Consider the following 11,494-nt stretch of genomic DNA (forward strand, 5'->3'; position numbering starts at 1 on the left):
CCCGCCAAAAAAGGTTAGATCAAGGTTTTGCCGTGGCGTACGAAGGTCGGTTTGACCACTCGGACCGGGTACCATTTGCCACGGATTTCCACTTCTGCGCGGTCGGCAGTTGCCATCGGCACGCGCGCCAGTGCAATCGACTTGCTAAGCGTAGGAGAGAAACTACCACTGGTGATCTCTCCTTCGCCAACATTGGCGATGCGGACCACTTGATGAGCGCGCAAAACACCACGCTCCTCAAGGACCAGACCGACCAGTTTGTGCTGAACGCCACCCGCCCGCTCGGCTTCCAGAGCAGTGCGACCGATGAACTGGCGCGTGGCCGGTTCCCAGGCAATGCTCCACGCCATATTCGAGGCCAGTGGTGAAACGTCTTGATGAATGTCCTGGCCGTACAGGTTCATGCCGGCTTCCACGCGCAAGGTGTCGCGCGCGCCCAAGCCGATTGGCGAAATCCCGGCGCCCACCAGATCGTTGAAGAAACCCGGTGCCTGATTGGCCGGCAGAACGATTTCGAGCCCGTCTTCGCCGGTGTAACCAGTGCGCGCAATGAACCAGTCACCGTCGGCCAGTCCTTCGAAGGGCTTGAGCATCTGGATCAGGTTGCTGCGGGACTGGGTCACCAGTTCGGAGATTTTATGCCGCGCATGGGGGCCCTGAATGGCCAGCATTGCCAATTCGGAGCGCTCGTTGAGCTGCACATCGAAACCGTCGAGATGAGCCTGCATCCAGGCGAGGTCCTGATTGCGGGTGGAGGCGTTGACCACCAACCGATAACCGTCCTCGAGTCGATAGACGATCATGTCGTCGACGATTCCGCCACGCTCATTGAGCATGGTGCTGTACAAGGCACGGCCGGGGCTGTGCAGGCGCGCGACATCATTGGCCAGTAAATGCTGGAGCCAGGCTTTGGCCTGGGCACCGCTGACGTCGATCACGGTCATGTGGGATACATCGAATACCCCGCAATCGCGGCGCACCTGATGGTGTTCCTCGACCTGCGAGCCGTAATGCAAAGGCATATCCCAACCGCCAAAATCGACCATCTTCGCGCCGAGGGCGAGATGAAGGTCATACAGAGGCGTACGCTGTCCCATGGGTTTCTCCTTCCGGGCGTGGCGAAGGTGCGGACAGGTGCTTGACCATTGAAAGCCTTGAAATACAAGGCTTCCAGCCGATCTCAGCTACCGGGTCCGAAGGACGGACCGCACCGAATGCCGCGCATTGTAGCCTCAAGGTGTAGGACTGGCACCTAGGCGTTTCGATGCGCCGAACGTCGAATCAATCCGATGACCGGTAGAAGCCCGACCAAAACCAGCGTCAAGGCCGGGAGCGAGGCCCTCGCCCACTCCCCTTCGCTGGTCATTTCAAATATCCGTACGGCCAGCGTGTCCCAGCCAAACGGGCGCATCAGCAGGGTTGCGGGCATTTCCTTGAGCACATCGACGAATACCAGAAGCGCCGCACTCAACGTGCCGGGCAGCAGTAACGGCAGATACACTTTGAAAAACAGTCGTGGCCCACTGACCCCAAGACTACGTGCTGCTTCGGGCAAAGATGGCCGTATTCGCGCCAGGCTGTTTTCCAGCGGCCCATAGGCCACGGCAATGAAACGCACCAGATAGGCCAGCAATAATGCCGACAGACTGCCCAGCAACAGCGGCTTGCCTGCTCCGCCGAGCCAACCTGATAGAGGAATCACCAGCTCCCGGTCCAGATAACTGAACGCCAGCATGATCGACACCGCCAGCACCGAACCGGGCAGCGCATAGCCGAGATTGGCCAGGCTGACCCCGATACGGATCGACCGGGTCGGCGCCAGGCGCCGGGCAAACGCCAGCACCAGGGCAATGCTGACGGTGATCAACGCCGCCATGCCACCCAGGTACAGGGTGTGAACGATCAGTGCGGCGTAGCGCTCATCCAGATCGAAGCGCCCACGCTGCCAGAACCACACCATCAGTTGCAGCATCGGAATGACAAAGGCACAGGCGAACACCAGACCGCACCAGCTCATGGCAACCACAGCTTTAAAACCGCGCAGGTGATACAGCGCTTTGACCCGTGGCCGTTCGTTACTCGCCCGATTCGCCCCGCGCGCCCTGCGTTCGCCATACAGCACCAGCATCACCACCAAGAGCAACAGGCTGGCCAGTTGTGCGGCGCTGGAGAGGCTGAAGAACCCGTACCAGGTTTTGTAGATCGCGGTCGTGAACGTGTCGAAGTTGAACACCGATACGGCACCAAAATCCGCCAGGGTTTCCATCAACGCCAGCGCCACGCCGGCGCCGATGGCTGGGCGCGCCATTGGCAAGGCAACTCGCCAGAAGGCCTGCCACGGTGATTGTCCCAAGACCCGCGCCGCTTCCATCAAGCCTTTGCCCTGGGCCAGGAACGCGCTGCGCGCCAGCAGGTAAACGTAGGGATAGAACACCAGCACCAAAACGATGATCACGCCGCCGGTGGAGCGCACTCGCGGTAGCCGCAGGCCGTTGCCGAGCCATTCGCGCATCAGGGTTTGCACGGGGCCGGCGAAATCCAGCAGGCCGACAAAAACAAACGCCAGCACGTAGGCAGGAATGGCAAAGGGCAGCATCAGCGCCCAATCCAGCCAGCGCCGGCCGGGGAATTCGCAGAGACTTGTGAGCCAGGCGAGACTGACGCCCAACAGCGACACACCGACACCGACGCCAAGCACCAGGGTCAGCGTGTTGCCCAGCAAGCGCGGCATCTGGGTGTCCCAGAGGTGGGACCAGATTTGATGATCGATGGTTTGCCAGGACAAAAGCAGAACGCTTAGTGGCAGCAGGACCAGCGCGGCGATGGCGAAGACCAGGGGATACCAGCGGCGTTGGGCGGGGTGGGCCACGGGGGTTCTCTAGAATTGTTAAATGATTGTGCCCACGCTCTGCGTGGGCACACATCTTGTGACGCTCTGCGTCACGCTTCGACGCGGAGCGTCGGGGGATGCATTCCCACGCAGAGCGTGGGAACGATCAGCAGTAGTGTCAGTTCCAGCCTGCGCGATCCATCATGCGAATCGCTTCGGCCTGGCGCTTGCCGGCAATTTCCACTGGCAAGGTATCCGCGACAAACTTGCCCCAGCTCGCGACTTCCGCGGAGGGCTGAACCTCAGGGTTGGCCGGGAATTCCTGGTTCACGTCAGCGAAGATCCGCTGCGCTTCAGGTGTGGTCATCCACTCCACCAAGGCTTTGGCGGCTTCTGGATGCGGTGCATGCTTGGTCAGGCCGATGCCTGACAGGTTGACGTGCACACCACGATCCCCCTGGTTCGGCCAGAACAGCTTCACCGCCAGGTCAGGTTTCTGCTTGTGCAGGCGGCCGTAGTAGTACGTGTTGACGATGCCGACGTCGCACTGGCCCGCGTTGATGGCTTCCAGTACCGCGATGTCGTCGGAGAAGACGTCGGTAGACAGGTTGTTGACCCAGCCTTTGAGGATCTTCTCGGTTTTGTCGGCACCGTGCACTTCGATCATGGTGGCGGTCAGGGACTGGTTGTAGACCTTCTTCGCCGTGCGCAGGCACAGGCGTCCTTCCCAGTTTTTGTCAGCCAGACCTTCATAGGTGGTGAGCTCGCCCGGCTTCACCCGATCAGTGGAATAAGCGATGGTTCGCGCGCGCAGGCTCAGGCCGGTCCAGGCATGGGCGGAAGAGCGGTATTGCAGCGGGATGTTGGCGTCGATCACCTTGGAGGTGAACGGTTGCAGGATGCCCATCTGCTCAGCCTGCCAGAGGTTACCGGCATCGACGGTGAGCAGCAGGTCGGCGGTGGCGTTCTCGCCCTCGGCCTTGATGCGCTGCATCAACGGCGCTTCCTTGTCGGTGATGAATTTCACCTGCACACCGGTTTTCGCGGTGTAGGCATCAAAGACCGGTTTGATCAGCTCGTCGATACGCGAGGAGTAAACCACCACCTCGTCAGCGGCCTGTGTGGCAGTGCTGCCAATCAGGGTCAGGGCGAGTGCGGTCAGTAGACGCTTCGGTGCCAACATGGGAGCGATCTCACGATTGAAAAAATGAGGCCAAATGATAAGGACTCACATTTAGCTTCTCAATCGAACAGTTCGCGGAGGAGTTACCAGATGTTGCACCGCTGGAAATTGGCGGTGGAATGTTCCGGCCCCATCGCGAGCAGGCTCGCTCCCACAAGGGATCTTCAGTGTTCACAAAACCAATGTGGGAGCGAGCCTGCTCGCGATGGGGCCATCAGCCGCAATGAAGTGATCAGGCCTTGGCCAGTGCCGGCAGGTCCCCGATCAACCCCAACGCCTCGCGCACAAACAGTGCCTTGGCCTCGGGCATCTGATCGACCATCTTCAAGCCTGCGTTACGCAACCAGCGCACCGGCAACGGATCGGCCTGGAACAAGCGCTCGAAGCCTTCCATCGCCGCCATCAAGGCCAGGTTGTGCGGCATGCGCCGACGCTCATAGCGACTGAGTACTTTCACATCCGCCAACCGCTCGCCACGTTCTGCCGCCTGCAACAGCACTTCGGCCAGGACGGCGGCATCGAGGAAGCCCAGGTTGACGCCCTGCCCGGCCAGCGGGTGGATGGTGTGGGCGGCGTCGCCGATCAATGCCAGGCCCTCGGCCACGTATCGCTTGGCATGACGCTGGCGCAGCGGGACGCACAGACGCGGATCGGCGCTTTGAACCGTGCCGAGCCGGCCTTCGAAGGCTCGCTCCAGCTCACGGCAGAACGCATCATCGTCCAGCGCCATCAAGCGCTCGGCTTCGCTCGGCGTGGTCGACCAGACGATCGAACACCAATCCTGTTGTCCGTCGCGGTCCAACGGTAGAAACGCCAGCGGACCGTTGTCCGTAAAGCGCTGCCACGCAGTCATTTGATGCGGTCTGGAGCTGCGCACGCTGGTGACAATCGCGTGATGCAGATAATCCCACTCGCGCGTTGCCACGCCGGTCAGGCGCCGCACGGCTGAGTTGGCGCCATCGGCCGCAATGACCAGCGGCGCACGCAAGGTGCGGCCATCAGCCAGGGTCAGCAGCCAGTCGTCGCCGGAACGACGCATCTGCTCAAGGCGGGCATTGGCCAGCATGCCCAGGTCGCAGTCGTGCAAACGATCGAGCAAGGCGTCCTGAACCACGCGATTCTCGACGATATGCCCGAGCACATCGGCATGCACGCTGGCGGCCGAGAAGTGGATTTGCCCGGTGCCGCTGCCATCCCAGACATGCATGTCGGTGTAAGGGCTGCTGCGCCGGCTGGCGATGCCGTCCCAGACGCCGAGGCGTTCGAGAATCCGTTGGCTGGCAGCCGACAGGGCGCTCACCCGTGGCTCGAACGGCGCTTGCCCGTCGAAGGGTTTGACGCTCATCGGGCTGCCATCGAGCAGCAGGACTTCCAGCCCGCTGTCCTGCAACGCCAGCGCCAAGGCGCTGCCGACCATTCCGGCCCCGACAATCAGCAGATCTGCGCGCATTTCCATGCTTTAAGCCTGTCTCGCTTGCGGCTTGCGCCGCACGTAAAGGGTTTTTCCGACCCGCGCCACCAAGTGACCGGCACCGTCATGAATATCGACCTGCAACTGCGGCAGGTATTTTTCGCCATTGGCCGTCTGCCGGCGGATCTCGTCGAGCAAGGTGTCGTCGATCGTGAAACGGGCGAATACAGGGCCTTTGCCCGGCGTGATGAAATCGATGTCGGCGGCCTTGTCCCAGACGATGTAACGGTGACCGAGGTTTTCCATCAGCATCAGCATGAAAAACGGGTCGACCATCGAATACAGGCTGCCGCCAAACTGGGTGCCGACGTAGTTGCGGTTGTACCAGCTCAGGCCCATGGACACTTTGATGTCCCGAAAGTCATCACTGATGTGCTGAACCCGAACCCCGGCGCCCAGGTAAGGCGGGTAAAAGGTCATGAACCAGCGCATCAACCGCGCTTTGCCGAACGTGTCGGTCAGCCACTTAAGCATCGGGACGCGTACCCAGCCCCATGGCTTGCCGGGCGAACCAGCGCTTGGCCGGAGGCAGCAGATCGAGGCCGAGCAAGCCGATATTCCGGCCCAGTGAAACCAGCGGCTGGGTGCTGCCAAACAATCGGGTGACCTGATCCGAGAAACCCACGGTGAGGTTCTGATCCAGGCGCTGGCGCTCGCGGTAAGCCTGCAAGGTCGCAAAGTCGCCGGGCGCTGTCTCGCTGGCCAACAAGGCATCGGCCAACGCCTGGGCATCGCGCAAGGACAGGTTGAAACCCTGGCCGGCGATCGGGTGCAAGCTGTGGGCGGCGTTGCCAAGAATTGCCAGGTGCGGGCGCACCTGCTCTTCGGCCTCGATCAATGTCAGCGGGTAAAGATGCCGCGCGCCCACCTGTTTCAGGGTACCGAGGCGATAACCGAACACGCCCTGCAATTCACTGAGAAAGCTGCGCTCATCGAGCGCCGCCAACCGTTGCGCGTCCATCCCCAGGCGGGTCCAGACCAGGGCGCAGCGGTTTTCCGGCAGCGGCAGCAACGCCATCGGACCGTCGTCGGTAAAGCGCTCGAACGCCATGCCGTTGTGGGCTTCACTCGGGGTGATATTGGCGATCAGGGCGCTCTGGTTGTACGGACGCTTCCTGATGCCGATCCCCAACTGCTCGCGCAGGCCGGAACGGCCGCCATCGGCCAGCACCGCAAGGTCGCATTCGAGGATGGTTTCGTCGTCGAGGGTCAGGCGATAGCCGTCGGTCAACGGCTCCATGCGTGTCACTTCTGCCGGGCAACGCCAAGTGACCACGTCCTTGTCCAGGCCTTGCCAGAGGCATTGGCCCAGCCAGGCGTTTTCCACCACATAGCCCAGCGCCGGAACGCCTTCTTCCATCGCGGACAAGCGCGCGGTGGAAAAACGCCCACGGTCGGAGACATGAATCTGCTTGATCGGTTCGGCGCGACGGGAGATTTCCTGCCACACGCCCAACCGTTGATAAATCTGCTTGGCACCGTAGGACAACGCCGAAGAACGGGCGTCATAGCTCGGCTGATAAGTGTGGCCGGGAGCAAACGGCTCGATCAGTACGATCTTCCAGCCGCGCGCCTTGGCCCCGGCCTGCAGGGCCAACGCCAGACTGGCGCCCACCAGGCCGCCACCGATAATCGCCAGATTGACTCGACTCATGCCGCGTGCGCCCGTGCAGCAGCCATCAAGGCCTCGATCTCGGCGACAGTTTTTGGCACGCCGTTGGTCAGGATTTCACAACCGGTTTTGGTCACTACCACGTCATCCTCGATGCGCACGCCGATGCCGCGCCATTTCTTCGCTACGTTCTGGTTGTCCGGGGAGATGTAGATCCCCGGTTCAACGGTCAGCGCCATGCCGACTTCCAGCACGCGCCATTCGCCGCCGACCTTGTAATCGCCGACGTCATGCACATCCATGCCCAGCCAGTGGCCGGCACGGTGCATATAAAAGGCTTTATAGGCTTCGCTGGCGATCAGCTCGTCGACGTCGCCTTGCAACAGGCCCAACTTCACCAGACCGGATGTAATCACCCGGACCGTGGCTTCGTGCGCCTGATTCCAGTGTTTGTTCGGGGCGATCTCGGCGAAAGCGGCTTCCTGGGACGCCAGCACCAACTCGTAGATCGCCTTCTGCTCAGGTGAATACTTGCCATTGACCGGCCAGGTGCGGGTGATGTCGCTGGCATAGCAGTCGATCTCGCAACCGGCATCGATCAGCACCAAATCGCCATCCTTGAGCACGGCGTCATTCTCCTGGTAATGCAGGATGCAGCTGTTGCGCCCCGACGCGACGATCGAACCGTACGCCGGCATCTTCGCCCCGCCCTTGCGGAATTCGTAATCGAGTTCTGCTTCGAGGCTGAACTCGTGCAGCCCGGCCCGGCTGGCCTGCATGGCGCGGATATGCGCCTGGGCGGATATCCGCGCGGCTTCGCGCATCACCTTCACTTCTGCCGCCGATTTATACAGGCGCATGTCGTGAAGCAGATGATCCAGGGCAACGAATTCGTTCGGTGGCTGCGCGCCGAGGTGCGCCTTGGAGCGGATCACGTTGATCCAGTCCATCAGGTGACGGTCGAATTCCGGGTTGCTGCCCATGGCCGAATAGACTCGGTCACGGCCTTCGATAAGGCCCGGCAGGATGTCGTCGATATCGGTGATCGGGAACGCGTCGTCAGCGCCGAAATCGCGAATCGCGCCTTCCTGGCCGGCACGCAGACCATCCCACAACTCGCGCTCGGCGTTGCGCTCACGGCAGAACAGCACGTATTCGCCGTGCTCTCGGCCAGGCATCAGGACGATGACGGCTTGAGGCTCGGGGAAACCGCTGAGGTACTGGAAGTCGCTGTCCTGGCGATAGACATGCTCGACGTCGCGGTTGCGGATAGCCACCGCGGCGGCGGGCAGGATCGCAATGCTGTTGGGTTCCATCTGCGCCATCAAGGCCTTGCGGCGACGGCTGTATTCCGATTTCGGGATATGAATCATGGGCAGATGGCTTTCCCTGGCAAACGATTAATGCAGCGACGGTTTGGCCGCGGCCGGCGCATCTGCTTTTTTGGTTTCGGAGAACAGCAGCAATGGCGCGACCCGCAGGTATTCCATCACTTCCATATAGTCGGTTTCACCGTCTTCGGACTCTTCCAGGGCATCTTGCACCTGGGAAATCGCCGCCAGGTCCTGCAACACTTCGGTGGCCTCGGTGCTCAGCATGCTGCTGTCACGGCAGTTCAGACCGAAACCGCTGAGGAAACCCTGGCACCATTGGCCCAGTGCCACGGCACGGTCAGCCAGCGGTTCGTCATCGGTCGGCAGCAGCAGAACGACGGTCACGTCGTCGCCGGTGAGCTCGCCCTTGACCATCTCCTGCAAGCCGATCAGGGCGTTGCGGACATTGTCCTGTGGCTCGTTTTCGAGCAGTTCGGCAGCATCGACCAGCCAGCCTTCGGCGTCGAAACCTGCACCGGCGCAACTGCGGCCGAGCAACAGGCCGTGCAGTTCGGCAGGCGAGACGTTATGACCGCTGGAAGTCAGCAGGGTGGCGAAGGCTTGGTACGGGGAATTCTGAATGGGCATGGTAGCTAGGCGCCAGACGGCGCTATGTCTAGAATGAAGGCCTTGTATCCTACATCGACAGACTCGCCAAGACTATTAAAGGCTGTCCGCCATCTACCATCCATCAGACCGAATTCAGTGGACACAATGGAAGACACCGACCTGCAAGCGCTGATGGCAAGACTCGAACTGCTAATTAATCGGGTCGAGCAACTAAAGAGTCAAAACGGACTCCTATTAGCTCAGGAAAAAACCTGGCGCGAGGAACGCGCTCACCTCATTGAAAAGAACGAAATCGCCCGGCGTAAGGTCGAATCAATGATTTCGCGCCTCAAGGCCCTGGAGCAAGACTCATGAGTTCAAGCAATAGCGTTACCGTGCAGATCCTCGATAAAGAATATTCGATCATCTGCCCGCAAGAGGAGCGCAGCAACCTGGTGAGCGCCGCCCGTTACCTGGACGGCAAGATGCGCGAAATCCGCAGCAGCGGTAAAGTCATCGGTGCTGATCGCATTGCCGTGATGGCTGCACTGAACATCACCCACGATCTTCTGCACAAGGAAGAACGCCCGGATGTGCAGGCCAGCGGCTCGACCCGCGAGCAGGTTCGCGACCTGCTCGATCGCGTCGATCTGGTGCTCGCCACTGATCCGGATGTCACCAAGGGCTGATTCGGCGGACAGCTTGGGTTATACTCGCATCACTCCCTGGGGTGCTTGCCAGTTGACCACGTCCCTGAGCCGATTCGCACTACCCTGGAAGTTGCACGTTGGGCTGGTGTGCATGTCCGCTAGACGGAAAGCCTTAAAGCCTACTGCATCTTCCACCTTGAACTTTCGGGTTCAAGGGCTAAGTCAGCAGCGGTTCATCCGGGGAGCCTGATTTGTGTCCGATGCCGGTTTAATTACCGGCATCGGCTTTTTTACGGGTACGCTTTATGTACTCGTCCTGCCGAAGCCTGAATCCATGAACGAACCTGCGCTGCTACCCCGCCCGCAACTTCGACGCATGCTGCGCAAGGCCCGCCGCGCACTGACCCCCAGTCAGCAGCGCCAGGCAGCTCGCGGGTTGTACAAGCAGTTGGCCCAACAGCCATTGTTTCGTCGCGCAAAACACATCTCCCTGTACCTGCCCACCGACGGTGAAATCGATCCGCGCCTGTTGCTGCGCGCCGCGCAACGCCGGGGCAAGGCGACGTATTTGCCGGTGCTCAGTGCCTGGCCGCGGACCAAAATGGTTTTCCAGCGAATCCGTCCCGGCGAGACACTCAAACCCAACCGTTTTCGCATTCTCGAACCCCGGGCCAATATTGCCCGGCAACGCAAGGTATGGGCGCTAGACCTGGTGTTGCTGCCATTGGTAGGGTTTGACGATGTCGGCGGACGCCTCGGCATGGGCGGTGGTTTCTATGATCGAAGCCTGGCCTATATGGCGCGCCGCCAAACCTGGCGCAAGCCAACGCTGCTGGGACTGGCCCATGAATGTCAGAAAGTCGAACGTTTGGCTCAAGCGAGCTGGGATGTGCCGTTGCAAGGAACGGTGACAGACAGGGCGTGGTATTTCGCAGTCTAGACGCCACTGGTATCAGCGGCGTCCGAAGACGGGTTCAGCGTTTGAAAGCCGAGGGTTGTTGCTGGGCGATTTCGATTGGCGCGTCGGTCTTGTTGCTCCACAAGCTTTGGGCATAGCCAGTGGTTACGACGCCGAGGCCGAACAAAATAACCAAAATCCATAGTAAATCCGGTTTGCGTTTCATCGATTGCCCCCCAAAGGCACATCAACACGATGACAGCAGCGGTTTCCGTTGTAGGCCGTGCAGCAGCGTCAAGCTTAGAAGGCCGGCATTTTGCGACAACGTGAACTGACACGCAAACGCTGGCGTCAACCGACCGTCGGTTTGTCATAAAATCGCCCGACAACTTGCCCAACCACCTCGCAAGGAGCAAAAACGATGGCCTACTGGCTGATGAAATCCGAGCCCGACGAGCTCTCGATCAAAGACCTCGAGAAGCTGGGTCGAGCGCGCTGGGACGGGGTTCGCAACTATCAGGCGCGCAACTTTTTGCGTGCGATGGCGGTGGGCGACGAGTTTTTCTTCTATCACTCCAGCTGCCCCGAGCCCGGGATTGCCGGAATCGGCAAGATTGTCGAAGCCGCGTACCCGGACCCGACGGCACTGGAGCCTGAAAGCCATTACTACGACCCGAAGGCCAGCGCAGAAAAAAACGCCTGGAGCGCCATTGATGTCGCGCATGTCGAGACGTTTGCCAAGGTGTTGAAGCTCGATTATCTGAAGCAGCAGACGGCGTTGGAGCAGATGCCGCTGGTGCAGAAAGGCTCGAGATTGTCGGTCATGCCGGTGACCGCCGAGCAGTGGGCGGCCGTTCTCGATCTACGCTAAAAAATCAAAACCACTTCGCCATCACTTTTTCGCGCGGAACCGGGTTAGCCTGTGTCC

At 60.6% G+C, this 11,494-nt stretch carries 13 protein-coding genes and 1 other RNA gene; 5 read left to right on the plus strand and 9 right to left on the minus strand.

What is annotated here, in order from left to right; genetic code table 11:
* Nucleotides 1-14: 14 nt before the first annotated feature.
* From gcvT to HNR03_RS12615, 8 genes are all read right to left on the minus strand, one after another.
* Nucleotides 15-1,097 carry a glycine cleavage system aminomethyltransferase GcvT gene (gene gcvT / locus HNR03_RS12580; protein WP_090178305.1) on the minus strand — a complete coding sequence of 361 codons (1,083 nt, stop codon included), beginning with the start codon at nt 1,095-1,097 and terminating at the stop codon, nt 15-17.
* A gap of 155 nt (nt 1,098-1,252) precedes the next feature.
* Nucleotides 1,253-2,869, minus strand: a complete 1,617-nt coding sequence (locus HNR03_RS12585; protein WP_259153900.1) for an iron ABC transporter permease — start codon at nt 2,867-2,869, stop codon at nt 1,253-1,255.
* Nucleotides 2,870-3,008: 139 nt separating this feature from the next.
* Nucleotides 3,009-4,013, minus strand: a complete 1,005-nt coding sequence (locus tag HNR03_RS12590) for an extracellular solute-binding protein (RefSeq protein WP_259153901.1) — start codon at nt 4,011-4,013, stop codon at nt 3,009-3,011.
* Nucleotides 4,014-4,245: 232 nt separating this feature from the next.
* Nucleotides 4,246-5,463 (minus strand): 2-octaprenyl-3-methyl-6-methoxy-1,4-benzoquinol hydroxylase, encoded by a 1,218-nt coding sequence (locus tag HNR03_RS12595; RefSeq protein ID WP_259154166.1) that lies wholly within the window; start codon nt 5,461-5,463, stop codon nt 4,246-4,248.
* A 9-nt stretch (nt 5,464-5,472) separates the two neighbouring features.
* A complete protein-coding gene (locus tag HNR03_RS12600; RefSeq protein WP_208670957.1) occupies nt 5,473-5,958 on the minus strand; it encodes a DUF4442 domain-containing protein in 486 nt (161 codons plus the stop codon).
* On the minus strand, nt 5,951-7,138 hold the full coding sequence (ubiH, locus tag HNR03_RS12605) for a 2-octaprenyl-6-methoxyphenyl hydroxylase (RefSeq protein WP_259153904.1): 1,188 nt from the start codon (nt 7,136-7,138) through the stop codon (nt 5,951-5,953). Before ubiH ends, HNR03_RS12600 begins: the two co-directional genes overlap by 8 nt.
* The gene (pepP, locus tag HNR03_RS12610) at nt 7,135-8,469 is read right to left on the minus strand and encodes a Xaa-Pro aminopeptidase (RefSeq protein ID WP_259153905.1); all 1,335 of its coding nucleotides are present in this window, start codon (nt 8,467-8,469) and stop codon (nt 7,135-7,137) included. Before pepP ends, ubiH begins: the two co-directional genes overlap by 4 nt.
* 27 nt (nt 8,470-8,496) lie before the next feature.
* Nucleotides 8,497-9,057, minus strand: coding sequence for a YecA family protein (locus HNR03_RS12615; RefSeq protein WP_222588931.1), 561 nt, complete (start codon nt 9,055-9,057; stop codon nt 8,497-8,499).
* Nucleotides 9,058-9,183: 126 nt separating this feature from the next.
* On the opposite strand from HNR03_RS12615, the gene HNR03_RS12620 reads away from it, so the two are divergent.
* From HNR03_RS12620 to HNR03_RS12635, 4 genes are all read left to right on the plus strand, one after another.
* On the plus strand, nt 9,184-9,393 hold the full coding sequence (locus HNR03_RS12620; RefSeq protein WP_003213954.1) for a TIGR02449 family protein: 210 nt from the start codon (nt 9,184-9,186) through the stop codon (nt 9,391-9,393).
* The gene (locus HNR03_RS12625; RefSeq protein WP_007942435.1) at nt 9,390-9,707 is read left to right on the plus strand and encodes a cell division protein ZapA; all 318 of its coding nucleotides are present in this window, start codon (nt 9,390-9,392) and stop codon (nt 9,705-9,707) included. The genes HNR03_RS12620 and HNR03_RS12625 overlap by 4 nt, the downstream gene beginning before the upstream one ends.
* A 30-nt stretch (nt 9,708-9,737) precedes the next feature.
* A non-coding RNA gene (ssrS, locus tag HNR03_RS12630) (6S RNA) lies at nt 9,738-9,916 on the plus strand.
* A gap of 86 nt (nt 9,917-10,002) precedes the next feature.
* Nucleotides 10,003-10,608: a 5-formyltetrahydrofolate cyclo-ligase gene (locus HNR03_RS12635; RefSeq protein WP_259154167.1), complete on the plus strand. Its 606-nt coding sequence runs from the start codon at nt 10,003-10,005 to the stop codon at nt 10,606-10,608.
* Nucleotides 10,609-10,642: 34 nt separating this feature from the next.
* Here HNR03_RS12635 and HNR03_RS12640 read toward each other — a convergent pair whose 3' ends face one another.
* Nucleotides 10,643-10,792 carry a hypothetical protein gene (locus HNR03_RS12640; RefSeq protein ID WP_166655959.1) on the minus strand — a complete coding sequence of 50 codons (150 nt, stop codon included), beginning with the start codon at nt 10,790-10,792 and terminating at the stop codon, nt 10,643-10,645.
* A gap of 195 nt (nt 10,793-10,987) precedes the next feature.
* On the opposite strand from HNR03_RS12640, the gene HNR03_RS12645 reads away from it, so the two are divergent.
* Nucleotides 10,988-11,437 carry an EVE domain-containing protein gene (locus HNR03_RS12645; protein ID WP_090178272.1) on the plus strand — a complete coding sequence of 150 codons (450 nt, stop codon included), beginning with the start codon at nt 10,988-10,990 and terminating at the stop codon, nt 11,435-11,437.
* Nucleotides 11,438-11,494: the final 57 nt, after the last annotated feature.

The sequence above is a fragment of the Pseudomonas sp. JAI111 genome, from assembly GCF_024809425.1.
GTDB lineage: Bacteria > Pseudomonadota > Gammaproteobacteria > Pseudomonadales > Pseudomonadaceae > Aquipseudomonas.

Coding starts and splice junctions, on each gene's coding strand:
- gcvT (WP_090178305.1), bottom strand. CDS start 1,097: ATGGGACAGCGTACGCCTCTGTATGACCTTCATCTCGCCCTCGGCGCG.
- HNR03_RS12590 (WP_259153901.1), bottom strand. CDS start 4,013: ATGTTGGCACCGAAGCGTCTACTGACCGCACTCGCCCTGACCCTGATT.
- HNR03_RS12595 (WP_259154166.1), bottom strand. CDS start 5,463: ATGCGCGCAGATCTGCTGATTGTCGGGGCCGGAATGGTCGGCAGCGCC.
- HNR03_RS12600 (WP_208670957.1), bottom strand. CDS start 5,958: ATGCTTAAGTGGCTGACCGACACGTTCGGCAAAGCGCGGTTGATGCGC.
- ubiH (WP_259153904.1), bottom strand. CDS start 7,138: ATGAGTCGAGTCAATCTGGCGATTATCGGTGGCGGCCTGGTGGGCGCC.
- pepP (WP_259153905.1), bottom strand. CDS start 8,469: ATGATTCATATCCCGAAATCGGAATACAGCCGTCGCCGCAAGGCCTTG.
- HNR03_RS12615 (WP_222588931.1), bottom strand. CDS start 9,057: ATGCCCATTCAGAATTCCCCGTACCAAGCCTTCGCCACCCTGCTGACT.
- HNR03_RS12620 (WP_003213954.1), top strand. CDS start 9,184: ATGGAAGACACCGACCTGCAAGCGCTGATGGCAAGACTCGAACTGCTA.
- HNR03_RS12625 (WP_007942435.1), top strand. CDS start 9,390: ATGAGTTCAAGCAATAGCGTTACCGTGCAGATCCTCGATAAAGAATAT.
- HNR03_RS12635 (WP_259154167.1), top strand. CDS start 10,003: ATGAACGAACCTGCGCTGCTACCCCGCCCGCAACTTCGACGCATGCTG.
- HNR03_RS12640 (WP_166655959.1), bottom strand. CDS start 10,792: ATGAAACGCAAACCGGATTTACTATGGATTTTGGTTATTTTGTTCGGC.
- HNR03_RS12645 (WP_090178272.1), top strand. CDS start 10,988: ATGGCCTACTGGCTGATGAAATCCGAGCCCGACGAGCTCTCGATCAAA.